The sequence below is a fragment of the Herbiconiux sp. L3-i23 genome (assembly GCF_023734115.1).
In the GTDB taxonomy this organism is placed as follows: Bacteria; Actinomycetota; Actinomycetes; order Actinomycetales; family Microbacteriaceae; genus Naasia.
Genome location: NZ_AP025737.1, coordinates 1,867,622 through 1,892,532 on the forward strand (window position 1 = coordinate 1,867,622; position 24,911 = coordinate 1,892,532).

The 24,911-nt window shown below is 66.8% G+C and carries 27 protein-coding genes; 11 read left to right on the plus strand and 16 right to left on the minus strand.

Going from position 1 to position 24,911, the window contains the following annotated elements; all coding sequences use genetic code 11:
• Positions 1-16: 16 nt before the first annotated feature.
• From NGH83_RS08800 to NGH83_RS08845, 10 genes are all read right to left on the minus strand, one after another.
• Positions 17-925 (minus strand): carbohydrate ABC transporter permease, encoded by a 909-nt coding sequence (locus NGH83_RS08800; RefSeq protein WP_251855887.1) that lies wholly within the window; start codon positions 923-925, stop codon positions 17-19.
• Positions 922-1,824, minus strand: a complete 903-nt coding sequence (locus tag NGH83_RS08805) for a carbohydrate ABC transporter permease (RefSeq protein ID WP_251855888.1) — start codon at positions 1,822-1,824, stop codon at positions 922-924. Before NGH83_RS08805 ends, NGH83_RS08800 begins: the two co-directional genes overlap by 4 nt.
• Positions 1,825-1,848: 24 nt before the next feature.
• On the minus strand, positions 1,849-3,129 hold the full coding sequence (locus tag NGH83_RS08810; RefSeq protein WP_371872645.1) for an ABC transporter substrate-binding protein: 1,281 nt from the start codon (positions 3,127-3,129) through the stop codon (positions 1,849-1,851).
• 171 nt (positions 3,130-3,300) lie between these two features.
• A complete protein-coding gene (locus NGH83_RS08815) occupies positions 3,301-4,479 on the minus strand; it encodes a Gfo/Idh/MocA family protein (protein WP_251855889.1) in 1,179 nt (392 codons plus the stop codon).
• Positions 4,480-4,514: 35 nt separating this feature from the next.
• Complete coding sequence (locus NGH83_RS08820; protein WP_251855890.1) at positions 4,515-5,558, minus strand: zinc-binding dehydrogenase; 1,044 nt, start codon at positions 5,556-5,558, stop codon at positions 4,515-4,517.
• On the minus strand, positions 5,555-6,373 hold the full coding sequence (locus tag NGH83_RS08825; protein WP_251855891.1) for a sugar phosphate isomerase/epimerase: 819 nt from the start codon (positions 6,371-6,373) through the stop codon (positions 5,555-5,557). The genes NGH83_RS08820 and NGH83_RS08825 overlap by 4 nt, the downstream gene beginning before the upstream one ends.
• Before the next feature lie 37 nt (positions 6,374-6,410).
• Entirely contained in the window at positions 6,411-7,127 is a 717-nt protein-coding gene (locus NGH83_RS08830; protein ID WP_251855892.1) for a ThuA domain-containing protein, read from the minus strand.
• A gap of 19 nt (positions 7,128-7,146) precedes the next feature.
• A complete protein-coding gene (locus tag NGH83_RS08835; RefSeq protein ID WP_251855893.1) occupies positions 7,147-7,767 on the minus strand; it encodes a TetR/AcrR family transcriptional regulator in 621 nt (206 codons plus the stop codon).
• 59 nt (positions 7,768-7,826) lie between these two features.
• Positions 7,827-8,636, minus strand: coding sequence for a hypothetical protein (locus NGH83_RS08840; RefSeq protein ID WP_251855894.1), 810 nt, complete (start codon positions 8,634-8,636; stop codon positions 7,827-7,829).
• The gene (locus tag NGH83_RS08845; RefSeq protein WP_251855895.1) at positions 8,633-9,691 is read right to left on the minus strand and encodes a Gfo/Idh/MocA family protein; all 1,059 of its coding nucleotides are present in this window, start codon (positions 9,689-9,691) and stop codon (positions 8,633-8,635) included. The genes NGH83_RS08840 and NGH83_RS08845 overlap by 4 nt, the downstream gene beginning before the upstream one ends.
• Positions 9,692-9,944: 253 nt before the next feature.
• On the opposite strand from NGH83_RS08845, the gene NGH83_RS08850 reads away from it, so the two are divergent.
• The 9 genes from NGH83_RS08850 (at position 9,945) to NGH83_RS08885 (ending at position 17,441) form a co-directional block, all read left to right on the plus strand.
• A complete protein-coding gene (locus NGH83_RS08850) occupies positions 9,945-11,246 on the plus strand; it encodes an ABC transporter substrate-binding protein (protein ID WP_251855896.1) in 1,302 nt (433 codons plus the stop codon).
• 273 nt (positions 11,247-11,519) lie between these two features.
• The gene (locus NGH83_RS08855; RefSeq protein WP_251855897.1) at positions 11,520-12,026 is read left to right on the plus strand and encodes a 2'-5' RNA ligase family protein; all 507 of its coding nucleotides are present in this window, start codon (positions 11,520-11,522) and stop codon (positions 12,024-12,026) included.
• 132 nt (positions 12,027-12,158) lie between these two features.
• A complete protein-coding gene (locus tag NGH83_RS08860; RefSeq protein ID WP_251855898.1) occupies positions 12,159-13,262 on the plus strand; it encodes an amidase in 1,104 nt (367 codons plus the stop codon).
• 153 nt (positions 13,263-13,415) lie between these two features.
• Positions 13,416-14,501 carry an AGE family epimerase/isomerase gene (locus tag NGH83_RS08865; protein ID WP_251855899.1) on the plus strand — a complete coding sequence of 362 codons (1,086 nt, stop codon included), beginning with the start codon at positions 13,416-13,418 and terminating at the stop codon, positions 14,499-14,501.
• Positions 14,498-15,079, plus strand: coding sequence for an ATP-binding protein (locus tag NGH83_RS08870; protein ID WP_251855900.1), 582 nt, complete (start codon positions 14,498-14,500; stop codon positions 15,077-15,079). The genes NGH83_RS08865 and NGH83_RS08870 overlap by 4 nt, the downstream gene beginning before the upstream one ends.
• Before the next feature lie 77 nt (positions 15,080-15,156).
• Complete coding sequence (locus NGH83_RS08875) at positions 15,157-15,507, plus strand: MazG nucleotide pyrophosphohydrolase domain-containing protein (protein WP_251855901.1); 351 nt, start codon at positions 15,157-15,159, stop codon at positions 15,505-15,507.
• Complete coding sequence (locus tag NGH83_RS15335) at positions 15,504-15,941, plus strand: HIT family protein (RefSeq protein WP_371872647.1); 438 nt, start codon at positions 15,504-15,506, stop codon at positions 15,939-15,941. The genes NGH83_RS08875 and NGH83_RS15335 overlap by 4 nt, the downstream gene beginning before the upstream one ends.
• Before the next feature lie 53 nt (positions 15,942-15,994).
• Positions 15,995-16,660, plus strand: coding sequence for an SDR family oxidoreductase (locus tag NGH83_RS08880; protein ID WP_251855902.1), 666 nt, complete (start codon positions 15,995-15,997; stop codon positions 16,658-16,660).
• Between the two features lie 85 nt (positions 16,661-16,745).
• Entirely contained in the window at positions 16,746-17,441 is a 696-nt protein-coding gene (locus NGH83_RS08885; protein WP_251855903.1) for a hypothetical protein, read from the plus strand.
• Positions 17,442-17,493: 52 nt separating this feature from the next.
• On the opposite strand, the gene NGH83_RS08890 is transcribed toward NGH83_RS08885, so the two are convergent.
• The 6 genes from NGH83_RS08890 to NGH83_RS08915 form a co-directional block, all read right to left on the minus strand.
• Entirely contained in the window at positions 17,494-18,030 is a 537-nt protein-coding gene (locus NGH83_RS08890; RefSeq protein WP_251855904.1) for an AAA family ATPase, read from the minus strand.
• A 560-nt stretch (positions 18,031-18,590) separates the two neighbouring features.
• Positions 18,591-19,025 (minus strand): DUF3560 domain-containing protein, encoded by a 435-nt coding sequence (locus NGH83_RS08895; protein ID WP_251855905.1) that lies wholly within the window; start codon positions 19,023-19,025, stop codon positions 18,591-18,593.
• A gap of 265 nt (positions 19,026-19,290) precedes the next feature.
• Positions 19,291-19,437 carry a hypothetical protein gene (locus tag NGH83_RS08900; RefSeq protein WP_251855906.1) on the minus strand — a complete coding sequence of 49 codons (147 nt, stop codon included), beginning with the start codon at positions 19,435-19,437 and terminating at the stop codon, positions 19,291-19,293.
• Positions 19,438-19,450: 13 nt separating this feature from the next.
• Complete coding sequence (locus NGH83_RS08905; protein WP_251855907.1) at positions 19,451-20,770, minus strand: 2Fe-2S iron-sulfur cluster-binding protein; 1,320 nt, start codon at positions 20,768-20,770, stop codon at positions 19,451-19,453.
• Entirely contained in the window at positions 20,767-21,921 is a 1,155-nt protein-coding gene (locus tag NGH83_RS08910; protein WP_251855908.1) for an amidohydrolase family protein, read from the minus strand. The genes NGH83_RS08905 and NGH83_RS08910 overlap by 4 nt, the downstream gene beginning before the upstream one ends.
• A gap of 2 nt (positions 21,922-21,923) precedes the next feature.
• Complete coding sequence (locus tag NGH83_RS08915) at positions 21,924-22,787, minus strand: IclR family transcriptional regulator (RefSeq protein ID WP_251855909.1); 864 nt, start codon at positions 22,785-22,787, stop codon at positions 21,924-21,926.
• 268 nt (positions 22,788-23,055) lie between these two features.
• Between NGH83_RS08915 and NGH83_RS08920 the strand changes: the two genes are divergently transcribed.
• Positions 23,056-23,973: a carbohydrate ABC transporter permease gene (locus NGH83_RS08920; RefSeq protein ID WP_251855910.1), complete on the plus strand. Its 918-nt coding sequence runs from the start codon at positions 23,056-23,058 to the stop codon at positions 23,971-23,973.
• Complete coding sequence (locus NGH83_RS08925) at positions 23,973-24,899, plus strand: carbohydrate ABC transporter permease (protein ID WP_251855911.1); 927 nt, start codon at positions 23,973-23,975, stop codon at positions 24,897-24,899. Before NGH83_RS08920 ends, NGH83_RS08925 begins: the two co-directional genes overlap by 1 nt.
• Positions 24,900-24,911: the final 12 nt, after the last annotated feature.

Below are 24,911 nucleotides of genomic sequence, written 5' to 3' on the forward strand. Positions count from 1 at the left end.
CGCAGCCGTCCGCCGACTACTTGATGGCGCCCTGCGTCACCCCGGACAGCACCCAGCGCTGGGTGAACAGGTACACGACGATCGCCGGTGCCATCGCCATCAGATACGACGCGAAGGCGACGTTGTAGTTGGCGGTGAACTGATCCTGGAACAGGCTCTGCACGACCGGCAGCGTCTGCAGCGCCGGGTCGGAGGTGATGAGCGACGGCATCATGAAGTCGTTCCACGAGGCGAGGAACGCGAAGATGCCGACGGTCGCGCTCATCGGTGCGAGCAGGGGGAAGACCAGCCGCCAGAAGGTCTGCCACGTCGTCGCGCCGTCCACGTGCGCGCTCTCCTCGAGCTCCTTCGGCAGCGACCGCAGGAACGCGGTGAACAGCAGGATGCTGAACGACATCTGGAACATGATGTGCAGGAACGCGACGCCGAGCGGGTTGTCGAGGCCGACGGCGCCGGTCAGTTTGATCTGGGTCAGCGCCACGACGGGGAACGGCAGGAACATGGCGGCCAGCAGGTAGAAGAACGACCAGCGGAAGAGCCGATGCTCCCAGTTGCGGACGATCGCATACGACGCGAGGGCGCTGAGGATGATGGTGCCCGCCACCGCGACGGCGCTGACGAACACCGAGACCCCGAACGCGCGCGGGAAGTCGGTGAGCTCCCACGCTCGTGCGAAGGTCGTGAAGTCGAGCGGCAACGGCAGGCTGAACGCGTTGCCGTCGACCGCCTGCCCGTCGGTCTTCAGCGACATCATGACGGTCACGTAGAGCGGGACGACCACGGTGATCGCGGCGAGGAGCAGCAAGACGGTGACGCTCCAGTTGGTGCGTTCCTGGCCGACCCTCCCCCGCGTGCGGTTCTTCGGGCTGGCGGGAGCCGCTTGAGCGGCGGGCTCGGCGACGGTCTCGATGGTCGGCGTGCTCATCCGATGGCCGCCCTTCCTCTGGTCACGCGCAACTGGAGCACCGCGAGGAAGATCGCGATGAGGAAGAAGATCGCGGCGTTCGCCATCTGGTAGGCGTAGTCGCCGCCGGTGAAGCCGGTGAAGATCGTCATCGCGACACTGCGGGTGGCGGTGCCGGGGCCGCCGTTCGTCAAGCCGACGATGATGTCGTACGAGTTGATGAAGTTCTTGAAGCTGACGATGACGTTGATGACGATGTAGCCCGCGACCAGCGGGATCGTGATCGAGCGCAGCCGCTGCCATCCGCCAGCGCCGTCGATCTGCGCCGCCTCGTAGACGTCGCCCGGAATCGAGAGCAGGCCGGCGATGTAGATGAGCATCGCGCTCGGGACGGCCTGCCAGGCGGTGACGATGACGACGCCGATCCACGCGAGGTCCGCGTTGGCGAGGATGCTCTGCGACAGCACCGGGTTGCCGATCGTCTCCCCGAGCGCCGGCAGCGAGTTGGAGAACAGGTACTGGAAGACGTAGGCGATGATGATGCCCGACACGACCATGGGGATGACGAAGGCCGAGCGCAACGCGTTCTTCAGGCGGATCTGCGAGGTCAGCCCCAGCGCGAGGAAGAACGCGATGAGGTTGACGAGGATGACGGTCGCCAGCGAGAAGCCGAGCGTGAAGCCGTAGGAGCTGAGCACCGCCGGGTCGGTGAAGAGCACGGCGTAGTTGAGGAAGCCGATGAACTCGGAGTCCCCGAATCCGATCGAGTCGGTGAAGCTGTAGACGATGCCCGTGATGGCCGGGACTGTGATCGCCACGGTGAACAGCGCGAGCGCCGGCAGCAGGAAGAGGTAGTAGACGGGGTCGACCCGTTGACGCTTCTGCCGTATCCGGGGCGGCGCCTCGGTGGTGCTGGTCATGGTCGAACCTCCTCCGCTCGTCGGTCAGCTGCGCGTCGCGAGCCGACGCCAGTCGTCGTCCATGGTGCGGAGGGTGCCCTCGACGCTGGCGCCCGTCATCATGCCCTGGATGTAGCCCTCTGCCGGGATGGTGAGCGGGATCGCCTTGGAGGGCCCCTGATAGAAGCGGCCCTCGTCGTAGAACGACTGCAGCTGCGCGATCCGCGGATCCTCCTGCGGCGGCGCGTCCTCCCTCGTTCCGAACGCGAGGAACTGCTGGTTGTAGGTGTCTTGAATCTCGGGCTGGGTGAGGTACTCGAGGAACTCGCGCGCCGCCTCCTGCCGGGGCGACGATTCGGGGATCCAGAGGGCGAGGTCGAGGTTGACGCGCACGCGAGTGTCGGCGGGGTCGTCGGTCATCGGCAGCGGGAAGTTGCCGAGGGGCGCGTCGGGCGCGGTCTTCTCGATCTCGGTGAGCGCCCACGGGCCCTGCATGTACATGGCGGCTTCGCCCTCGCCGAGGGCGAAGTTGCCCTCGCCGTAGCCGCGGCTCGCCGCGTTGCCGTTCGACCACTCGTTGAGCTGCACCATCCGCTGCATCGGCTCGAGGAAGTCCTTCGAGAACGACACCGACGAGTCGACGCCGACGTTCGGGCCCTCCTCCCGCATCGCCTCGAAGAACGCGGCGGGATCGAGCGAACCGCCGGAGGTGTAGTCGAACTGCCCTTGCGCGATCGTCCACGGGTCGCGATACGTTCCGTAGATCGGGGTGATGTCGGCGGCGACCAGGGCCTCGCAGACCTCGGTGAACTCCGTCCACGTCTGCGGCACCTCGAGCCCTTGCTCGTCGAAGATCTGCTGGTTGTAGATCACGGACGCCGCCGTCACCGACCACGGGATCACGCTCGTGCGGCCGGGATAGGTCGCGTACTGGTCGACCAGTTCCTGCACCTCGGGACGGATCTGCGACGCGATGCTCACGTCCGACAGGTCGCTCAGCGCACCGCGCTCCATGAAGCGCGCCATCTCGAGGTTGTAGGTGAAGCAGGCGAGGTCGGGCGGGTTGCCGCGCACGAACGTCGCCGCGATGTTGGAGCTCGAGTCGAGGATCACCCGCACGCGCGACTGAGACGAGTTGAACTCGTCGATGATGTCGTTGAAGAAGTCGAGCACTTCGGTCTTGCTCATGAAGAAGCGGACGTCCGTGCGTCCGCCACCCGGAGCACTGCATCCGGCCAGAAGGGTCGTCACCCCGAGTGCACCCATGCCGCCGAGCATGGCGCGACGGCTGATTGGGCGGGAGAGGAAGTCTGCGGGTGAGCTCACACGTTTCCCGTCTGTTCGCCGCTGAATCGAGGAGTCGGCGCTCGGTCTCACATTCCGGGAGCTCCGTGTGCCGCTGCGTCCACTATCGCATCGAGCAGCTCACGAATCAGGCGACTTCCAGCTGATCCTCAGACGCGGGCGCCGCTCGCCTGCGGCGTGCCGGATCCTCCCTCATTCGACGGGGATCCAGCCGCTGCCGTTGTCTGAACTGCGCTCGATCGCATCGAGCACGCGCTGCACCTGCAGACCTTCCTCGAAGCTCGGCGACGGCGCCGCCCCGGCCACGATCGCTTCGACGAAATCTTTGGCCTGATGCGAGAAGCCGTGCTCGTAGCCGATCATGTGGCCGGTCGGCCACCAGTTCGCCATGTAGGGATGTTCGAGCTCGGTGACGATGACGCGCGTGAATCCCTGCCGCCCGCCCGGCGCTGTGGCGTCGTAGACATGCAGGACGTTCATGTCCTCGAGGTCGAACGAGAGCGCACCGCTCGACCCGGCGATCTCGATCCGGAATGCGTTCTTGCGCCCGGTGGCGAATCGGGTCGCTTCGAACGAGCCGACCGCACCGCCGCTGAATCGGCCGGTGAACAGGGCAAGGTCATCGACGGTGACCTCGCCGCGTTCGGATGATGCGGTGCCGCCGAGGCCGATCGCCTCGCCGCGCAGCGGGCGCTCCTTCACGAACGTCTCGAGCATGCCCGACACCGAGGTGAGGGTCTGACCGGTCATGTACTGAGCGAGGTCGATCGCGTGAGCTCCGATGTCGCCGAGCGCACCCGACCCGGCGAGCTCCTTCTTCAGTCGCCACGTCAGCGGAGCCTCCGCGTCGGAGAGCCAGTCCTGCAGATAGTTCGCCCGCACCTGACGGACCTCGCCGATGGCTCCGGACGCGATCAGGTCTCGGGCGTAGGTCGCTGCCGGGACACGACGGTAGGTGAACCCCACCATCGACCGCACTCCCTTCTCGGCCGCACGCTCGGCGGCGAGGGCCATCTGCTCGGCCTCGGCCACCGTGTTCGCGAGCGGCTTCTCGCACAGGACATGCTTGCCCGCGTCGAGTGCCGCGATCGCGATCTCGGCGTGGGTGTCACCCGGTGTCACGATGTCGACCACATCGATGTCGTCGCGCTCCAGCACCGAGCGCCAGTCGGTGGAGGTCTCGTCCCACCCCCACCGTTCGGCGGCGGCTCGAGTGCGGCCTGGGTCGCGACCGACGAGCACCGCCATCTCGACGCCGGTGGGCAGCTCGAAGAATCGCGGCGCGACCCGCCAGCCCTGCGAGTGCGCAGCCCCCATGAAGCCGTATCCCACCATCGCGATCCGCAATGGTGGGGTCGTCGTGTCCGTCATCGAATAGTCCTCGTCTTTCGCTTGTCGAAAGGTGATCAGCGCACGGGAGCGGAGATGACCGCTTCGTCGACCTCGTGAGGCAGGAGCATCACCTTGCCGCACGCGCCGGTGTCCTGGATGTCCATCGCCGCGGCGACCGCATCGAGCGGCAGGGTGTGCGTGATGAGCGTGTCGATGAGCGGGCCGGCGCGGCGGATCATCTCCCACATCTCGTGCGAGCTGGTCAGGCTGTTCCAGTGCCACACCCCGAAGATGTCGAGTCCGTGCGGCACGAGCGGTGGGAACACGACGTCACCCGCCCATGCCACGATGCTCAGACGTCCGCGGGCGCGCAGCGATCGGGCGAGGGCGCTCGGCCCGGTGGGGGCGCCGCTCGTCTCGATTCCCGCATCGGCGCCGCGTCCGTACGTGGCCTCGTGGACGAGTGCCGGCACGTCTTCCTCGAGCGGGTTGAAGACGCGTTCGGCACCGAGATCGAGCGCGAGCTGAGCGCGGTACGGATGGGTCTCGATCGCGAGAACGCGAGCATTGCGGGTAACCCCCTGGACGACCGCACCGAGGCCGACCGGTCCGCATCCCGACACCAGGAGTGTGTCGGTCGCATCCACGTGCATGCGCTCGAGCGCCCCGAAGGTCGGCCCGAATCCGCAGCAGGCCATTGCGCCGTGGAGGAGCGAGATGTCGTCAGGGATTCGCTCCACCAGCCAGTCGGGCTTCAGCACGTACTGCGCGTAGCTGCCGACACCGTATTCCTGCCCTGTCTCCGCGAGCACATCGCGCTGGTCTGGGCAGTGCATGTAATCGCCCGAGGTGCAGAGGAAGCACACTCCGCAGCCGTAGTGCGGCATGACGGCCACACGGTCGCCGACGCGCACGCGCCGCGAGTCGCCGGCGTCGACGACGACGCCGACCGACTCGTGCCCGAGAGCGAGCTCTTCGGCGCCGTCCTTACGCCGCTTGAACTCGGTGCACATCGGGGCGACGAGGATCTGCACGACGACGAGGTCTCCCGAGGCGACGGGGCGCGGCTGCTCGAGGACCTCGACGACGCCCGGACCCGTGATCCCTGCGGCCTTCACGCGGCGACCTCGGTCTTCTCGAGGAGTTCGACGAGGGTCACGCGGCTGCGGATCACCTCGGGGAAGGGGTCGTAGTGCTCGGGCTCGTGCTCGATGCTGATCGGCCGGTCGTAGCCGATCTCGCGCATCGCAGCGACGCAGTCGGCGATGGGAACGATGCCGTCGCCGTACGCGCACGTGTCGTGAGCACCTTCGGCGCGGACGTCTTTGAGATGCACGTACACGACGCGGTCGCCGAGCTCACGGATGGCCCGGGCGGCGTCGTAGCCCTGGGTGCCGAACCAGCCGGTGTCGACTGTCACTCCGATGACATCGGAGTCCTCGTCGCCGATCTCCGCGAGGATCTCCGCCGAGCTCTTCTGCGGGTGGTTCTCGAGCCCCCACACGTTGCCGTATTCGCGGAGGATCGCCACGAGCGAGTCGCGATCACGTTCGAGCAGGTGCGTTCCTCCACCGAGAATGCGGGTGCCGAGCACGTGCGCGACCTCGTTGGCACGCCGGAACTGCTCGGGAGTCGAACCGTAGTGGCTGCCGTAACTGGCCACCGTGACGCCGTGACGATCGAGCACACGACGCGCCGCGGCGAAGTGCGCGTCGGTGGCCCACTCGTAGCTGAGCTGCGGGTGCCACACGTCGACGGTGTCGAAACCGGCGTCGACGGCGCTCTGCACGAAGGCGTCGAAGCGCTCCTCGTAGGTCTCGATGGGACGGTAGTGCGCGTTCGCGGCGGCATCGCCCTGCATCCACCCCTCGGTCATGTTCCAGTCGAGCTGCTGGGCGACGAGGTTCGCGCCCATGAAGGAGATGCGGTTCAAGAACTGCTCCGTTCTTTCGTTCTCGGATGAAGGTGATTCAGGCGGTGCGGGCGGCCCAGAGCAGGCCGCGCTCCACGACGGTGCGCACGGTGGGGTCTTCGAGCACCTCGACACGGTGGCCGACGGTGCTGACGAAGATGCGCCCCTCGCCCCATTGCCGCGTCCAGAAGACGGGCGAGGTGACGGGGCGCTTCCACGGGTCCCATGCCCGCGCCGGCGTGGTCGTGGTGGCGAGGATGTCGATGAGGTCGTCATGCAGCACCCAGTACTGCTCGGTGACGAGATCGAAGTCGTCGACGCCGCGGGTGATCTCGTGCTCCCGGCCCAGCTCGGTCATCGTGACCGTGTAGGGAAGGTAGTTGTCGGACTGCTCGCCGATCCGCTCGTCGGGGTGCTTGCCCGCGTGGTGCGCGAACTGCCCGCCGATCAGTTGCAGGTAGTCGGCTTCATTCCGATAGGAGTCGGCGATGCCGCCGTGCCATCCGCCCATGCCGGTTCCGGCTTCGACCGCCGCGCGGAGGCCTGCGATCTCGTCGCCCTGGATGACCGTCATGGTGTTGCACTGCACGATGAGGTCGAACCCGCTCATCGTCCGCGCGTCGGCGTAGACCCGCGTGTCCTCGTGCACCTCGACTCGGAAGCCATTCGCTTCGAGGAACGGGATGAACAGCTCGGTGGCCTCACGAGGCTGGTGTCCGTCCCACCCGCCTCTCACGATGAGAGCACGGCGAGGGGGCTGAACGTCAGCGGTCATGCAAAAAGTATATAGGTAACTACCTTTCGCGGGAAGTGCTCGAGAGGCGGTCGAGCACGCCGTCGACATACGCGTTGAACGACGCCACCAGGTCGAATCCGGGAATCAGGATGAACTGGATCTGCAGGCCGTCCATCGCCGCGAGCAGAAACTCCCCTTCGTGCGCGATCTCGACTTCGGACATCGCACGGAAATGCCCCGCCCCGGCGGCATCTCTGAACTGCCGCTTCATGTCCTCGAGCGTGCGGTGGTAGCGCGCCGTCATGTACTCATGCGCGGGGTGCTGCGGGTTGGACGCCTCGGCGGCCATCGTCGTGTAGAGCTGCAGCAGCCCCTTGTGCTCGACGTGGTAGCTCATCAACTTGACCAAGCCGTCGAGACGCGCGAGCTCTTCGGTGCCCTGCACCGCGATCTCGCGGGTGATGACATCCCAATGGTCGAGTACCGCGAGAAGGAGCTTCTCCTTCGTGCCGAACAGTTTCAGCACGGCGGCCGGAGTGCCTCCGACTCGATCGGCGACCTGTTGGAGGGTGCCCCCCTTGAAGCCGAACTCGCCGAAGACCTCGGTGGCGATGTCGACGACCTCGCGCCGACGCTCGATCCCGCGCCGATACGGTCCTCTGATGGTCGCGGTCGTCATTCGGACACTCTAGGACTCGCGACGATCGGCAGCACAGAAGGCGCCCGACGCTTCGAAGGTCATGCCGACACGCTCGCCGACTCGAGCGCTGCCCGCACCAGGGCGGAGTCCTCGTCGAATCCGTCGAGTTCGTTCACCACCGCACCGCCGACGACAACCGCATGCAGCCGCCGCCATGCGCAGCGGTGCGGCGTCTCGAAGGGGGTGAGCGGAGCGACGTCGCTCGTCGCGTCGAGGATGCGAACACGTCCGGGTGCGGCCACGTCGATGGCGCCCATCTCGAGCACGACGGTCGCGTGATGGCGGACGATGCGGACACGCGCGGATTCCGGGAGCGCGTCGGTGAAAACGCCCGAGAGCACGAGGTCGGCACCGCCCTCGACCTCGCCGAGCACGTCGTAGCCCGCCGCGTCGGCCCGAAGCAGTCGCAGGGAAGCGATGGGGGCGACGGCCGCTCGGATGAGCGCGACGTGGCGCGAGAGCACGCGGGCGACGTCGGCGCCGACCGGCGCGTCGATGCGGCTCTCGATCAGCGCGGTCGGTTCGGCGAGCCGAGCGAAGTCGTCAGCCGCCCGCTCGACGCTGGGCGACGAGGCCCATCCATGATCGAGCACCACCACCGCGTTGTGCGTGGCGAGCGCCGCGCGCAGCCGAGCGACGTCGGCGATTTCGGGGTCGACGACGAGCACCCCGCGAGCGCCACGCTCGACGGCCTCGACGGCACGCGCCACCCAGTCGCCGTCGCCGACGAGTCCGACGACGTCAGCATCGCCGTCAACGTAGCGGAACGACTCCGGAAGAGTCGCTGCGCCGAGACGGAGGCGCGCTTCCGCGCGCTCGACGGATGAGACGGTGAGCTTGGCGGTCATCGCGCGGTCTCCATTTCCCGGTTGAAACGGTCGCGGACCTCGGTCGACCCGGTGCCGGCGATCCGGATGGCGAACACGACGTCGTCGATGAGCCGCTCGATCGGGATCGGTTCGGCTCGACCGTTCACGAGGTCGGCGAGATAGCGCCACTCCCCCACGTATCCGTTCTCCTCGAACGGGCCGACGCGCTCAGCCGACGTACCACGGGACAGTGTCGCCACGGCGGATCCGTAGTGCACGTACGAGTTCGGGAAGTCGACGTCGAGGGCGATGTCGTCGCCGATGGCCTCGAGACGCCACTCGGGCTGAAGGGTCTGGGTCATCACCGCAGCGACGCGGACGTTACGGGCGCCGATGCGGAGGTGGAGAAGGTATCCGCCCGAGCGGATGATCTGGGCCGAGAGCACTTCGGCCTCTTCCCAGTCGGGGCAGAACATGCGGATCAGCGGGAGGTCGTGGATGGCGAGCCCCATGATGCTGCCGCTCATCATCGAGGCGGCGGCGTCGGCGTCGAACTCGCCGCCCTGCCAGGGCCCCGGGCGACCGACGATGTCGGTGGCGAAGTCCTCGAAACGCGGGTTCGGAGGCAGGGTGATCGAGTAGCGCAGGGTGTGCGCCGCGGTGAGGATCTCGTTCCAGTTGTCGAGCGCGGCGAGCCATCCCGGGTCGAAGGTGTGCATCGCCCCCACGATCACGGGTACGCCGGTCTCCGTCGAGACTCGGGCGATCTCGGCGGCCTCCTCCTCGGTCATGGCGAGCGGCTTCTCGCACAGCACCGCCTTCTTGCCCGCGCGGCAGGCGGCGATGACCTGCTCGGCGTGGAAACCGTTCGGACTGCAGACGAGGACGACGTCGACATCCGGGTCGGCGATCACCTCGTCGGCGTCGGTCGACCACTTCGCCCCGACACGGCCGGCGACCGATTCGGCGACTTCCGGATTGATGTCCATCACACGGGCGACATGGAACTCAGGGACCCTCTCGAGGGTCGGAAGATGGATGGCCTGGGTCACCGGGCCGCAGCCCAGCACTCCCACTCCGGCGGTCGCGCTCATCGGTTCTCTCCTTTGCGAACTGATACGCACCCGATCACGGCCTCGCAGGCGGTGGGATCGAGCGGCTACAAAAGTATATAGGCGTGCGCTTTTGATGGCGCAAGCGGCGGATCTCGACAGCCCCGGCGTAGGGGAAGATCGAGTCTCGAGAGGTCGTCACATCCGACCCTTGCCATAAAAGTGCACGAATATATACTTTTGGCATCTCGGCAGCGTTGCCGTGAGTTCATCCCAGCAATGAAGGAGTTGTGTGGTGAGAAGACGCAATCACAAGAGGCTTACAGTGGTGATCGGCGGTGCGCTCGTTCTGTCATTGACCGCGTGCGGCGGGTCGTCCGGCGCCGACACCAGCGGCGAGACTTCCGGCGCGGTGGAAGACCCGACGTCCCCCGTCACGATCACATTCGCCTCGTGGGTCGGCGAGAGCGAAGAGATGCAGTCGATCAAGGCCGCATTCGAGAAAGAACATCCCAACATCACGGTCGAGCTGCAGCAGGTTCCGGCTGACTCGATGACCCAGAAGCTGACGACCCAGATCGCGGGCAACAACCCGCCCGACGCGGCGTACATCGACTCGAGCACCGTCGCGAACTTCGCGGCGCGCAACGCGCTCGTCAACCTCGACAACTACATCGGACGTAGCGACGTCGTGGATCCCGACGCCTATGTGAAGGTCTTCCGAGACTTCGCCACCTACGACGACAGCCTCTACGGCCTTCCGATCGATGGCGAATCGACGGGCCTCTTCTACCGCACCGACATGTTCGAAGCTGCCGGCATCGCGACTCCGCCCACCACCTGGGAGGAGTACCGCGAGGCAGCCGAGAAGCTCACCGACCCGGCGAACAAGCAGTACGGCACCGCGATCTTCGCTCCCGAGGCGGCCTACTACTGGTACCCGTGGCTCTGGCAGAACGGCGGGGACGTGCTCAACGAGGACGGAACCGAGATCGCCTTCAACTCCCCAGAGGGACTCGAGGCCGCCGAGTACTACGTCGAGCTGTCGGAGTTCGCGCCGCCGGACTACCTCAACTCGAACTCGTACGACGCCCGACTCGGCTTCTTCCAGGGCCAGATCGCGATGTACCCGGCGGGCGCCTGGTTCGCCGGCGTGATCGCCGAGGAGGCGCCCGACCTCGACGGCAAGTGGGCCACGGCCCCCCTGCCCGAGGGTTCGGAAGGGTGTGCGACCACGGTCGCGAGTGACACGCTCGTGATCTTCGAGGCGGCGGAGAACAAGGATGCCGCGTGGCAATGGATCGAGTACCTGCAGCAGCCCGAGAACATGGCGCTGCTCACCTACGAGGCCGAGGGCACTGTGCTCCCGACGACGACCGAGCTGCTCGAGTCGCCCGACCTCGTGGCGGCCAAGCCCGAGTTGGCGGGCTTCGCCGAGGCCATGGCCTGCGGTGAGAGCAACACCGTCGTGAACAAGGCGTGGCCGCAGATCGAGGAGGCGCTCAACATTCAGCTGGGCGCCGCCATGTACGGCGACGTCACCGTGGAGGAGGCGCTCGAGAACGCCGCCGCCGAGGGACAGGAGCTGCTCGAGTAGCAGCGAGAAAGACCAGGCGGGGGTGAGCACATCGTGCCCACCCCCGCTTCCGTCTGCCGGACGGCCAGGCGCGAAGCTGACCGTCCGGAGGATGAACCGAGCGATCCCAAGCAGAGGGTCACGTTTCAGAGAGGGGGCCCTGAGCGGGAATCGCTATGAACGGGGCATTCGGTACAGGCGACCTCCAACATTCGCGCGGATCGCGCGAGCAGCCCGCCTGCCCCGTTTGAGGATCCTCTTACGGGCCCGGCTTCGAGCTCGTAATCTGCGAGTGTGAACGTCGCCGAAGAGACACTGTTTGTCGTCGTCGCGACGCCGGACCCGCTCCCCGCAACCATCGATCGCTCTCGGTGGCCCGCACACGTGACCATCGGTGGAAACTTCGCGGTCCTCGCCGAGGGCGAGACGCTTCTCCCGACGATCGTCCAGGTCGCGCTCGAGGATATTGCGGCGTTCACCGTGAGCCTCGGCGGCCTCGACTACTTCGGCGATGCTGGGCGTCTCCCAGTTCTTCTCGCGCCGCACGAATCGTTGAGTCGCATGCACAACACCCTCGCCGACGGTCTGGTTTCCGCGCCGGGCTTCCGGCCGGCCGAACCTGCGTACTGGCGTCACGGTTACCGTGCCCACCTGACCTTGGCCGAAAACGTGGAGCTACGCGAGGGCGATGAGCTGCACATCGAACGAGTAGCACTGCTCTCGCTGACCGGCTCAAAGGCGCTGCGCCGGTGCCAGTGGATGCTGCCCGCGACCCTCGCAGCGCGCCCTCTTGTGCCGTAGGAGGTTCCTCTTACAGTAGATCTGTCCTCTATGTAGGGTCGCGTTGTGCGGCCGACCACACTCCAGATCGCAGACCGTAATCTCCACGCGTTCGTGGAACTCGCGGGCATCCGCGAACCTGTAGCCGCACCTATGGAGCGCACCAGCGGGACTCTCGCGGGACTCGCAGTCGGAGTCAAGGACGTCATACGCGTTGACGGCTTCCCGACTCGGGCCGGTTCACGGCTGCCCGTTCATCTGTTCGACGGCACACAAGCCTCCGCTGTTGATCGGCTGATCGCGGCGGGCGCCACAGTGGCTGGAAAGACCGTGACCGCGGAGTTTGCCCTGACCGCCCCTGGGGCGACGCTCAATCCACTCGACCCGGCTCGCACACCGGGCGGATCCAGCAGCGGCTCAGCGGCGGCAGTGGCCGCGGGACTCGTACCTCTTGCACTTGGTACGCAGACAGTCGGGTCCGTCATCCGGCCCGCCGCGTTCTGCGGGGTAGTCGGATTCCGTCCAACCAAGGGCGCGTTTCCGGGTGACGGACTGATTCACAACTCCCCAACCCTCGACACCATCGGCGTCTTCGCCCCCGACGTTGCCTCCGTGACGACCGCGTCGCGTGTTCTCGCCGGATGGGACGAGGTAAATAACAGCGAGCCGGCCGAGCTGCCTGCGCTTGCCGTGCCGGGTGGGTCCTACCTCGACGCGCTCACGGCAGAGGGCGCAGAGGCGTTCGACCTTCACATCACGAAGTTGCGGCAAGCCGGCTATCAGGTCACTCAAGTTGACCTTCCCTGCGAGCTCAGAGAGCTCGACCGGCAGCTCAACGTGCTGCAGCGGTACGAGCTGGCACAGGTGCACGCCTCCTGGTTCCCGGCTTTCCGGGATCTGTATCGTCCGGAGAGTGCCCGAGCGGTGGAGGAAGGCCAGGCAATCACGGCGGACCAATACCAGTCGTCGCTCGTCTGGCGGGACATATACCGCGCCAAGCTGCGCGATCTGATGGAACACCGGCACATCGACGTGTGGGTGTCGCCGAGCGCTCCGGGCCTTGCCCCGCTCGGGCTGGCGAGCACCGGCTCAGCGGTCATGTCTGCACCATTCAGCCTGGCCGGGCTCCCGGCGATCAGCCTGCCCGCGCGCGGCCCCTCAACAAGCCTGCCCTTCGGTGTGCAGTTCGCGGCAGGAGAGGGCCAAGACCGCTACCTCCTCTCGGTCAGCGAGGCCCTACAGTGGGCCATCGCCTGACGAGGAGCGTCGTCCGACTGCGCGCGCATCAGCGCCCGCAACAGTCTTTGCATTGGGCACTGCGCGAGGGGGCTCTAGGGTTGCGCTCATGTCGATGGGCGGCTCGAGTGGGTGGGAGTTCCGCCGCTGGGCGATCGAGATGGCGTTGCCGCTGTGGTCGACCAATGGATACGACCCATTCCGACGACGTTTCGCCGATCAGCTTTCCCTCGCCGGCGACCCCATTCAGGCTGCGTCCCGGACGATGGTCCGGCCCGGCAGGTCAGCGTCTTTGCTCTCGCCGCTCGCCGCGGGTGGGCCGACTCCCGCGACCTGGCTGTTGAGGCCGGCGCTGCACTGATCGATGACTACTGGGCCGCCGACGGACAACCCGGGTGGGTGTTCTCGCTGGACCCGTCGGGCACGATCGCTGATGGTCGGCGCGATCTCTACGCGCACGCGTTCGCGCTGTTCGCGCTCGGCGGCCTCCTAAAGCTCGACCCCGGCAACGCCGGATACCTTCACGCGGTCGGCGTGACAACGCGGTTTCTCGATGAACACTTCGCTGATGTTCAGTGCGGCGGCTATTGGGACGCTCTCCCCCGCCCTGACGCGTTGCGGCGCCAGAACCCACACATGCATCTCCTCGAGGCGTGGCTCGAGCTCTTCGAAGCAACCGAGAACCCGCAGTCCCTCGAACGCGCCGACGACCTCGTCGCTCTCGCCACAAGCCACTTCATTGACACAGGCTCGGGAGCGTTACGCGAGTTCTACCGCGACGACTGGAGCGTGCATCCCTCCCTCGGCCACGGATCAGTGGAACCGGGACACCAAATGGAATGGGCCTGGCTCCTCCGCCGCTATCAGAGCCTCGGTGGCGCGATCGACGATCTCCCGGTCGCGGCACTCATCGCCGCAGCTGTCATCACGGGCATCGACCAGACGACCGGCCGGGTGATTGATGGAACCGGAGAGGACGGCGCCGCTAACATCCACTCGAGTAGAAGCTGGCCCTACTGCGAATCGATCAAGGCGCTCTCGCTCGAATCAGCCGCGGCCACGGATGACCACGGCGACCTCATCGACCTGCTCTGGGACCGCCTGCTCCGCCTCTACTGCCGACCAGAGCTTCGCGGAGGCTGGATCGACCGGCTCGACCAGAACGACGATCCGATCAGCACGACCATGCCGGCGAGCACTCTCTACCACCTGATGCACGCGCTTTCAGAGTGGAAGCAGGCAGCCCCGAGGCCCTCATGACGCCCGCGACCGTTGGGGGCCGCGTCCCGTACATCGTTCTGGTCGTTGGGCGCCCAGCATCAGGCAAAAGCACGATCAGCGCGGCGGTCGCCGAACGCTTCAACCTTCCCCTCCTATCGAAAGACGCACTCAAGGAGCTGCTGTTCGACCACCTCGGTAGCGGCGACCGTGCGCGATCCATCGAGTTGGGCCGAACCGCCTTCGCCCTCCTGGACCACTTGATCCACCTGCAGCTCCAATCCGGAGCACCGTTCCTCGTCGACGCTGCCTATGACGCCCAGATCGAGAACGAGAAGTTCCGGGCGTGGCAGCAGGAATTCGGCTTCATCGCCGTGCAGGTGCACTGCACCGCCCCAATCGACGAGCTGATGCGCCGTTTCATCGTGCGGGCGCAGGACGGGACCCGCCACAGCGGCCACGCCGACCACGACTCGATCGACGAGTACCGCCGATCACTATCCGACGATCGCCACGAAACGCTCGACCTCGATGGGCCGATCGTAAAATACGACTTCACTGTCACCACTACCGCTGACCTCCTGGAAGAACTGGTCGCCGTGATGGGCACTCACCCGTAGCTCACGTCCCGCGAACGGATCCTCCTACGGACAGAGCGCGAGAGGCGAAGCAGCCCGTTCTTCAGTACCGTCTGGTCATGACGAACGACTTCGATGGATTGAGAACAGCAGCGCTAGCGGTTGCCTCCTCCTACGACGAACTCAGTGCACGGACCACCGGCCGCCCCTGGACCAATCAGGAATTTGCTCTCGGCCTGATGGGCGACGTCGGAGACCTGGCAAAGATCGTGATGACCCTCGAGGGCACCCGCCGCATCGACGGGATCGAGTTGAGAGATCTCGAGCACGAGCTCTGCGACGTCATGTGGTCGTGCCTTGTCCTCGCAAATAGATACGGGCTTGATCTCGGCGAGGCCTTTCCTCGCCAAATGACGGACCTCCTGCGTCACATTGAGAGCATCACGCCCAACATGAGCGGCACTCCATGAAAGACCGGGACGAGCCCAAGCGCTGCGTCTTCTGCGATCTCATTCGAGAGGACTCGGCAACTTGGGTCGCAGTCGAAAGCGACGCCGTGGCCTTCAAACCGCTTCCGGAAGACACTCTCGCGCCGGGTCACACCCTGGTCATCCCGAGGGAACATCGAGAAGGACTATTTGGGCCTAATGACTTAGAGCTCGCCTTGGTGCTATCTCTAGTGCGACGGGTAGCAGAAGCGATGCGGCATCAGCTTGGCAGCAGCGGCACGGTCTTGTTGCAAGCAAGCGGACCTGACTCCGGTGGCTCTGTTGCCCACCTCCATTTCCATGTCGTCCCGTGCTGGCCCGATGACGAAGCAACGTTCTGGCCGGACGGCCGATCAGCACACGCGATCGAGGGCGACCCCTATGCCGCGATGCGCCACGCCCTCTCACTCCCGTAAGGGGATCCTCCTACGGACACGCCGCGCGAGCCGCAGATCGCTACCCTTCGTCTATGCCCCTCGCCCTCGTCACTGGCGCCGCGCGCACGAACAGCATCGCCGCGGGCGTAGTCACCCGGCTCAAGAAGGACGGATGGACGGTAGTCACCAGCGACCTAAACTCAGGTGACGCCCCTTGCGACCTGTCGACCGCGGACGGCCCTGACGCCCTCATCGAACGGGTGTCCCGCGAACACGGGCGCATTGGCGCTCTGATTCTCAGCCACGCACACGACGTCGAGACCGGAGTGCTCGACACCACCGCGGAAAGCTTCGACCGGCACGTCGCCGTCAACGCACGCGCATCATTGCTGCTCATTGCAGCATTCGCGCGACAGACCGACGAAACTGGCGGAGCCATCGTCGCGTTCACGAGCGACCACACCACAGGCAACCTGCCGTACGGCGCCTCAAAGGGCGCACTCGACCGCATCGTCACTTCCGCCGCCCGCGAGCTTGGACCCCGACATATCTCGGCCAATGTCGTGAACCCGGGACCCATCGCCACCGGCTGGATGGACGCCGACCTTCGGGTAACCCTCGCGACGGAACATCCGCTCGGCCGTCTCGGAACACCATCCGATATCGCGGCCGTTGTGGCGTTCTTGGTCTCACCCGAAGGCCGGTGGGTATCTGGTCAACTCCTCAACACCGACGGAGCGTTCTCCGCGCAATTCTGACCCGGTTGACGATCCCGTTACGGGACCCGCTACGTGGCCCCCTTCTCCTCCCCCGCGGCGCAGTCGAACCGCCTAGTGTGCACGTGTGCGGAACGAAATCGATCATGTCGAAGCGATCGATGCGACCGCCGACCACTCTGGAGCAGAAGCTCACCTCTGCGCGTTGGGCTGGACCGTGTGCGGTCGGGGTGATTGGGCAATCGCCCTTCGGTCACCGTCCAAGCAGTTAGCTGCACGGATCAGCCCGTTCGACCCCACTGCAGCGTTCACAGCCGATCTCTACCGGGCCGGCCGCCACACCGGCTGGTTTCCGACACTCTTCCTCGAACGTTCACTAGCCGGCGGCGCCAACCTGCTCCTCATGGAGTTCCTGCACCCCGCGGACCCGGCCGTTGGAATGGAAGTGCACCGGCGCCGGCGGGAGAAGGATCCCGGCATAAAGAACGCCGCAGACCTGATCGAACAGGTGCACGCCGATGCCTCGCGCACGCTCCCGTGGTGCGGCCCGATCGACGACAACCCCGCGAACATCACGACCAGCGCCGACGGCTCGCCGCGGATCACCGACCCCTACTACGCCGCCGGCCCGGCACTCTATGGCGCCATTCTCGACGCACCACTCGAGGTCGCCCGCACGATCCCCGCCGCACAGCGCCAGCACATCCTCGAGATCCCGATGGACAGTACCGGCCGGTGGGAACAGCAGCAGGTCGCGAAAATGCGCGACAACCTCGCGCGTGCCGACGCCGCCCTTGGCCACGATCGGACCATCGGCACCTGATCCGGCCAAGTGCGCCCAAGCGTTCCGCATACGGATCCCCAACGGACGGTTTCTAGCCGCGGAGGACCGTGGCGGCGATCTGCTCGGCAGCCTCGGGCGCCGGGGCGCTGGTTGTGTCGACGACGTAGGCATCGGCGTGCAGCCAGGTCCGGGCAGCCTCTGCGTACTTGTCGAGGTGAGCGAACCGGAACGTCGAGGGTCCCAGGTCCGGATCGTTCTGGATGCGGGCGCGCAACGTCGCCTGATCGGCGTGAAGCACGAAGTGATGCACGAGGATCTCGTACTTAGCGAGACCGGCGCAGATTTCCCGCCAGTAGCCCTCGACCAACACTGTCATGGGCATCACGAGCGTTCCGCCCGTGTACTCGAGCAGGCGACACGCTGTCTCGACAACGAGAGGGCGCCAGGGGTCCCAATGCTGGAAGTTGTCCGTAGGTGGCAGCCCCGGTTTGACGTCCATGAGCACTTCGCCGACCTTCTCGGCGTCGAAGATCCGGGAGTCCGGGAGTAGCTGCTGCACGAGCTTACTGGTCGTGGTCTTCCCCGCGCCGTGCGTGCCGTTGAGCCAGACGATCATCGGTTCCGACATGCCGCGAGAGTACCTGTTGGGCGGCGCTCCGTCGCCGCTCGCGAGCGGAAATCGCGTCCCGGAACGGGCCGTGGGGAGCGCGAGGGGTCCGCCCCTCGCGGCCGGCCCTCGGGTCGGCCGCCGCGCCCGGACGGGTGGCCGACCCGAGTAACCGGGGCGGCGGTGCTCGTCACTGCTCGGGATCTCCGGCGGCTTCGATGCGGGCGGCGTAGTCGGCTGCGGTGATGTGGCCGGAATGTCTCCGTAGGCGACGCCGTAGGGGTGGAAGGTGTCGTGCCAGTCGAGCGCGATCGATACCGCCTTCGGGTTTACTTGGGTTACGTCGTGCCAGCCCCATCGGCTCTCGATCCGGTCGCCCTTGGCGATCGTCTCGCGGCTGCAGATGACCACTGCCCCGCCTCGGCCTGCGCTTCGTGAACGGCGGCCCAATAGTCACGCTCGTCTTCCCACGGGGCGCGCTGCGCGGTCAGCCGCTCGAGGTAGCGGCCGGTCGCGGGCGGCGTCGTCTTGACGTAGCCGCCGCCGAAGTTGTGGCTGCCCTCGATCTTTCGGGTGCAGAGTCAGATATCCCGCTCGAGGCGTTCGATGCGGCGGGCAACCATCGCAGGCGCGTACCGGTTATCCGTGGTGCGGGCGGCGGCGGCGACGCGAGCTCGCGCGCGGGTCGCGTCCTCGTCAACCTTCACGCTGCGCCCCATCGCGGCGTCAGCTTTCGCGATCGCGTTCCGGTGCCGGCTCTCGGAGTGGTGGCCTACCTTGATCGGCTCACCTCCCCACGGGAGGCGGTCAACCGCGTTCCGGGCGGCCTGATCGGCGGTTGCGGCGTCGGCTTCGCGGCGGTTTGCTCTGGCGTCGAGCGCTTCGACGCGGGCGGCTTGGCGTTCGATCTTCGCGGCCTCGACCTCGGCCGCGGGCCGCAGGGTCTCATCAACTTCGGCGGTGACCTCGAAACCTGCCGCGCGGAGAGCTTGGGCGGCGCGGTTGATGGTGTGCACCTTGGGCAGGCGGTTGCGGGACTGCGGGACGTACCACGCGCCGATGCTGCGGCCCCAGCGCTAGGCACGTCCGAAACCTGCGGCACCGAGCGGCCGAGAGCGAAAAAGTTTGAGACCGCGGAGAGGTGAAGAAAACCTCAAGGGACGGGCCGCATAGCGGCTCCCTCGGGCGGCGTCTTGTCGCCGCTGAGTGGGCGCAGCCCGCTCCACCGGAACGAGTAGGCCGCGGGGCCTGTTCAAGCGCCGGCGGCAGGGCGGCTCAGGACTATCCGCGGTCGACGCGGTACGACTGCAGCGCGGCGCCCTCAGGTAAGAGGGCGCGAGCGGCGTCGCCGGCTTCCTCGTAGGTGCCTGCTTCGGCTTCGACCCGGGAGTCTTGGCCGTCGAGTGAGTAGGCGGCCGGGACCTTCATCGGAATATGAAGTTTAGAGGGCGAGCACCAGACCGGCGGATTCGGCTCGGCTCACGCAGATCATCATCGTGTCGCCGGTTGCCCGCTCCTCATCGCTGAGCACGGTGTCCCGATGCTCGGGCACTCCGTCGAGCACGGGGGTCTCGCAGGTGCCGCACCAGCCGCCCTCGCAGGACGAGCCGGCGGAGACGCCGGCAGCGCGCACCGCCGAAAGGATGCTCGTGCCGGCCGGCACCCGGATCGTGCCACCGCTCGCGGCGAGGGTGACCGAGACGTCGCGATCGGGCCGGTCGGGCGCGGTCACCAGCCCCACCCGAAGCGGCTGGAAGGCCTCGGTGCGCAGCTCGAGTGGTTGCGGGGCGTCGGCCACCGCGGTGCGCAGCTCATCGAGGAGCGCGTCGGGGCCGCAGGCCAGCACTGCGGTGCCGGGCGCCGCATCGCGCACCAGTGCGCGCAAGTCGACACGGCCCGTGCGCCGCGACTCGACGACCGTCACCTCAGGGATGCAGTCGAGCTCGTCGAGGAAGGCCATGGTCGCGCGCTCTCGCCCGAGATACACCAGCCGGAAGTCGGCGCGCTTGCGGCGCAGCACCTCGATCATCGGCAGCAGCGCCGTGATGCCGATGCCGCCGGCGACGAGGAGGTAGCTCGACGCGAGGGGAAGCGGGAAGCGGTTGCGGATGGCCGTGGCGTGAAGAGCCAATCCGGCCGACGCGACGCGATGGAACTCCTCCGAACCTCCTCGGCCGTCGGCCTCGCGGAGAACCGCGATGCGGTACTTCGTCCGGTCCCTGGGGTCGCCGCACAGCGAATAGTGACGCACCAGCCCAGAGGGCAGCACGACCTCGAGGTGCGAACCCGGCGTCCATGCCGGCAGGCGCTGCCCGCCCGCCGCCACCAGGTCGACGACGAGGATACGGTCGGTCTCCTTCGTCAGCCGCTCGACCGTGAGCGGGAGGTCGATGACATTGCCTCGGGAGGCGTCGTAGATTCGCCCGTCCTCGACACGGATGGGATGTCGGCGGAGGCGAGCCGCCGACCCTGCGGCGAGGTGCTCGCCGCTGCGCAGGTCGAATTCCCACCCGTGCCACGGGCACTGCAGGATCTCTCGGTCGCGGCCGTACTCGTACTCGTAGACGGCGGACGGCATACGCGTGCCGTCGACCGCGCCGACGCACACCGGGGCGGCCGCGTGCGGGCAGACGCTCCGCCAAGCGACGACCTCGTCGCCCACACGGAACAACCCCACCGGCACATCGCCGACCTGCACCTGCAGGCCGCCCGAACCCTGCGGCGGCACCGCGTCGAGCTGCGCCAGGACGGCGCCGGTCATTCGATCGGCCCCGCGCCGAGCGACGAGCCGGTCACGGGCGGGAGCCCCCCGGCATGCGGGGGCAGATCCTCGCGCGCCGGCGCCTCGCGCAACTGATAGACCTCCATCGCGGTCCCACCCATGACGCGCGCGCGCATGACGGGGTCGATGTCGCGCAGCACCAGGTCGGGGTTGTCGAAGTCCCAGTGCGGGTAGTCGGAGGAGAACATCAGCGTGCGGCTCGCGTCGATCATGTCCAGGATCTGGGCGAGGTGCTCGGGGTCGCGCGGCTCCTCGATGGGCTGGGTGGTCAGCACCAGGTGGTCGAGGATGTACTCCGACGGCAGCCGGCGCAGCCACGGCGCGGTGTCGCGCAGGGCCTTGTAGTTCTTGTCCATCCGCCACATCAGGTGTGGCAGCCAGGCGACGCCGCCCTCGATCGCGATGAACCTGAGGTCGGGGAAGTCTTCGAACACCCCCTCGGTGACGAGGCTGTTGACCTGCGCCATGTAGGCGGTCGGCAGGATGTTATGCCACTCCATGTAGCGCGACGGCCACCCCACCGGGGTGGGCGGCCATGCCGTCCCCGCCCCCTCGGTGCCCGGGTGGACGGCGACCGGCAGACCGGCCTCGCTCGCGGCCTCGAAGATCGGCCGGTACTCGCGCCGGCCGAGCGGCGAGCGCGTCGCCGCGGCGAAGAGGACCTGCGCGTACTGCGGGTTTCCGGCCCGGCGTCGGATCTCGTTGGCCGCGCCGAGCGGATCGTCGGCGTTGACGATGATGGAGCCGCGGAATCGTTGCGAGACGGACAGCCAAAGGTCTTCGCCGCAGTCGTTGTAGGCCGACGCAATCGCGTTCATGTAGTCCGGGTCGACCCCGAGCGGAATCTGCCCCGGCCCGCACAGGATCGCGTAGTCGATGCCGTAGCGGTCCATGTGGCTGCTGAGCACGAAGAGCGGGTCGCTCCCCGGTGCGGCGCCGTTCGGCGGCATCACATCGCGGCGCGAGACCCCTCGAGGGTTCTGGTAGTTCCAGCCGACGCCCATGCCGGTGGCCATCCAGCGGTCCTGCCACTCGCGCGGCAGATACCGCTCGAGATGGTGCAGGGTGTTGTGGACGTCGGTGTCGATGAGCAGGGGGCGCGTCGTCGTCGCCCCGTCGGCTGCGGTCATTCTCATGCTCCTGTGGTGGTGGTGGTTGTGGACCGGACGACGCGAGGGTTGTCCGCGGCGAGATATGGAACCGCCGCCGGGAAGTCGACGACCGGGCGGGGCCCTGGCACTCCCCCGAGCGCCGCCGTCACCCGCTCGCTGGTGTCGAGGATGCGCGCGAGGACGCGCGGCTGGAACAGGTCTTCGGCGACGAAGGAGGGCGCCGAGCATCCGATCGCACAGACGACCGTGTCGCCTGCGCCGAGCACCGGCACCGCAAGGCTTACCTCGAGACGCGGATCGCGCGTGGTCTTCAGCGCAACCCCGACCGAGCGGATCCGCACGAGCTCCCGCTGCCACCGCGCCCGGTTCCACCCGGGCTCCACCCCGGCGAAGGACCGGAGGTAGTGCGCCCATCCGCCCGCGTCGCCGAGGGCGACCAGCAGGCGTCCGGTTGCGAGTTCGAGCGGGTTACGCCGACGAGCCCCGCCGCGGACGGTGATCGGCCCCGGCGCCGGAGCGTAGGCGACGATCTGCGCCACCTCGCCGTCGAGGATCGTGGCAGTCGAGGCCATCCCGGTCGACTCCGAGAGCTCGGTCATCGCCTGCTCGAGCACCATCCCGAGCGAGCGGGCAGGACTCCAGCGGCCTGCCAGCGCGACGACGGCGGGACCTAGCTCGTATCCTTGGGCACCGTGCAGCAGGTAGCTCCGGTCGGCCAGCGTCGCGACGATGCCATGGGCCGTCGAGACCGCGACTCCCATCTGCTTCGAGAGCGCGGTGACGCCGATGCCCGGTGACCGTCCGACCACCTCGAGGGCATCGAGGGCGCGGTGGATGGACTGGATTCCCGAGCCCGCTCCGGCGCCCGCTGCACGCGTGGTCATGCCGGGAAAACGTAGCCAGGTGCTTCGACGGGAACAAACCCTCTTCGACGATGTCGAAAGCTCATGATCGCACCTTGCCATAAAAGTGCATGAATATATACTTTTGAAATCGCAGCGCTGAAGCTGCCCCGCATCACGCGGAGACCTCCGACATCGACGTCGAGAAAGGTGAGACCGGATGGCAATCGACCGGACTGTGCGGGAGCGGCCTTCAAGGCCGGATGGGAGCGGTAGCACTCCCCCTCCGCCTCAGCAGGAACGCAAGACGGTGCGCAGTTCAGCTGCTCCCCGCATCCGCCAGAACAGCGTCTGGTTCCGGGTGCGGAAAGAGAAGAGCGCCTATCTCTTCCTCGCTCCGGGGCTCATCATCTTCTCGCTCTTCACCGTCTTCGCTCTCCTCTTCGCGTTCTATCTGACGTTCCACGAGTGGAGCATCATCGAGCCCGAGAAGCCCTTCGTCGGCTTCGACAACTACGCGCGACTGGCCGGAGACGAGACCTTCCTGCGCTCGGTGCTCAACACCTTCTACTTCACCGGCGCCTCGGTGCCGCTCGGCATGATCATCGGACTCGGCCTCGCACTGCTGCTCAACCAGGCGATCCGAGCCCGCGGACTGTTCCGTGCGATCTTCTTCCTGCCGCAGGTCACCCCGTTCGTCGTCGTCGCGATCATCTGGAAGTGGCTCTACAACGGCGACTTCGGCCTCATCAACTACTACCTGCTCGAGGCGGGCATCATCCGGGAGCCGCTGCTGTGGCTGTCGGATCAGAACCTCGCGATGCCGGCGGTCGTGCTCATGAGCGTCTGGGCGAGCGTCGGCTTCTCGATGGTGATCTACCTCGCCGGCCTCCAGGGAGTGCCGGAGGAGCTGCACGAGGCGGCGAAGGTCGACGGGGCGAACGCCTTCCAACGCTTCTTCAACGTGACCATCCCGCAGCTGGCACCGACCACCCTGTTCCTCGCGGTGATGGGAGTCATCGGGTCGCTGCAGGTCTTCACTCAGATCTTCATCATGACCCGAGGCGGCCCCGTCGAGCGCACGACGACGATGGTCTATTACATCTACCAGGCCGCCTTCAAATTCTTCGACATGGGGTACGCGAGCACCCTCGCCTTCGCCCTCTTCGCGATCACACTCGTGTTCACGATCATCCAGCTGCGGATCAACAGGAAGGTGACCGACTGATGGCCGTCACGCTCGTCGAACCCGAACTCAAGCCGGCGTCTGCGCAGGGCCGCAAGCCGTCGCTGCGACGGCGCGTCGCGCACCTGCCGATCTACGTCGTCCTGATCATCGGGGGCGTCATCTTCGCCGCCCCCTTCGCCTGGCTCATCAGCGCGTCGTTCCAGACGTCGGGCGACATCTTCTCGTGGCCTCCTAAGTGGATCCCCGAGAACCCGACGTTCGACGGATACATCAGCTTCTTCACCGAGACCAATGCCGCTCAATGGTTCCTGAACAGCACATTCGTCGCCGGCTCGGTCACCTTCCTTCAGCTGTTCTTCAATTCGCTGGCTGCGTTCGTCTTCGCGAAGCGCAAGTTCCCGGGCCGGGACATCATCTTCATCCTCGTGCTGGCGACGATGATGGTGCCGCCGCAGGTCACCATGATCCCGAACTACCTGATCCTGCAGCACTTCCCGTTGTTCGGCGGCAATGACCTGCTCGGACAGGGCGGCCACGGCATGCTCGACTCGTATTGGGGCCTCATCCTCCCCGGCGCGGTGAGCGCGTTCGGCATCTTCCTGCTCCGCCAATTCATGATGGGCATCCCGGACGAGCTGCTCGACGCGGCGCGCATCGACGGCGCGTCCGAGTTCAAGGTGTATCTGCGGATCATGCTGCCGCTGTCGCGTCCCGTGCTCGCCGCAACCGCGATCTTCACCTTCATGTCGGCGTGGGAGGACTTCCTCTGGCCGCTGATCATCCTCTCCGACGAGTCGAAGTTCACCGCGCCGCTCGGCCTGGCGATGTTCGTCCAGAAGAACCAGACCGACTGGGGACTCCTGCTCGCAGGATCGGTGATCGCCACCCTCCCGATGGTGATCATCTTCATCATCTTCCAGCGTCAATTCATCCAGGGCATCGCGATGAGCGGGCTCAAAGGCTGACCCTCCAGGACG

Bases quoted from the DNA above. Each gene is read 5' to 3' on its own strand.
- NGH83_RS08800 (WP_251855887.1), bottom strand. From the start codon at position 925: ATGAGCACGCCGACCATCGAGACCGTCGCCGAGCCCGCCGCTCAAGCG.
- NGH83_RS08805 (WP_251855888.1), bottom strand. From the start codon at position 1,824: ATGACCAGCACCACCGAGGCGCCGCCCCGGATACGGCAGAAGCGTCAA.
- NGH83_RS08815 (WP_251855889.1), bottom strand. From the start codon at position 4,479: ATGACGGACACGACGACCCCACCATTGCGGATCGCGATGGTGGGATAC.
- NGH83_RS08830 (WP_251855892.1), bottom strand. From the start codon at position 7,127: ATGACCGCTGACGTTCAGCCCCCTCGCCGTGCTCTCATCGTGAGAGGC.
- NGH83_RS08835 (WP_251855893.1), bottom strand. From the start codon at position 7,767: ATGACGACCGCGACCATCAGAGGACCGTATCGGCGCGGGATCGAGCGT.
- NGH83_RS08840 (WP_251855894.1), bottom strand. From the start codon at position 8,636: ATGACCGCCAAGCTCACCGTCTCATCCGTCGAGCGCGCGGAAGCGCGC.
- NGH83_RS08845 (WP_251855895.1), bottom strand. From the start codon at position 9,691: ATGAGCGCGACCGCCGGAGTGGGAGTGCTGGGCTGCGGCCCGGTGACC.
- NGH83_RS08860 (WP_251855898.1), top strand. From the start codon at position 12,159: ATGGAGCGCACCAGCGGGACTCTCGCGGGACTCGCAGTCGGAGTCAAG.
- NGH83_RS08870 (WP_251855900.1), top strand. From the start codon at position 14,498: ATGACGCCCGCGACCGTTGGGGGCCGCGTCCCGTACATCGTTCTGGTC.
- NGH83_RS08875 (WP_251855901.1), top strand. From the start codon at position 15,157: ATGACGAACGACTTCGATGGATTGAGAACAGCAGCGCTAGCGGTTGCC.
- NGH83_RS15335 (WP_371872647.1), top strand. From the start codon at position 15,504: ATGAAAGACCGGGACGAGCCCAAGCGCTGCGTCTTCTGCGATCTCATT.
- NGH83_RS08880 (WP_251855902.1), top strand. From the start codon at position 15,995: ATGCCCCTCGCCCTCGTCACTGGCGCCGCGCGCACGAACAGCATCGCC.
- NGH83_RS08890 (WP_251855904.1), bottom strand. From the start codon at position 18,030: ATGTCGGAACCGATGATCGTCTGGCTCAACGGCACGCACGGCGCGGGG.
- NGH83_RS08900 (WP_251855906.1), bottom strand. From the start codon at position 19,437: ATGAAGGTCCCGGCCGCCTACTCACTCGACGGCCAAGACTCCCGGGTC.
- NGH83_RS08905 (WP_251855907.1), bottom strand. From the start codon at position 20,770: ATGACCGGCGCCGTCCTGGCGCAGCTCGACGCGGTGCCGCCGCAGGGT.
- NGH83_RS08910 (WP_251855908.1), bottom strand. From the start codon at position 21,921: ATGACCGCAGCCGACGGGGCGACGACGACGCGCCCCCTGCTCATCGAC.
- NGH83_RS08915 (WP_251855909.1), bottom strand. From the start codon at position 22,787: ATGACCACGCGTGCAGCGGGCGCCGGAGCGGGCTCGGGAATCCAGTCC.
- NGH83_RS08925 (WP_251855911.1), top strand. From the start codon at position 23,973: ATGGCCGTCACGCTCGTCGAACCCGAACTCAAGCCGGCGTCTGCGCAG.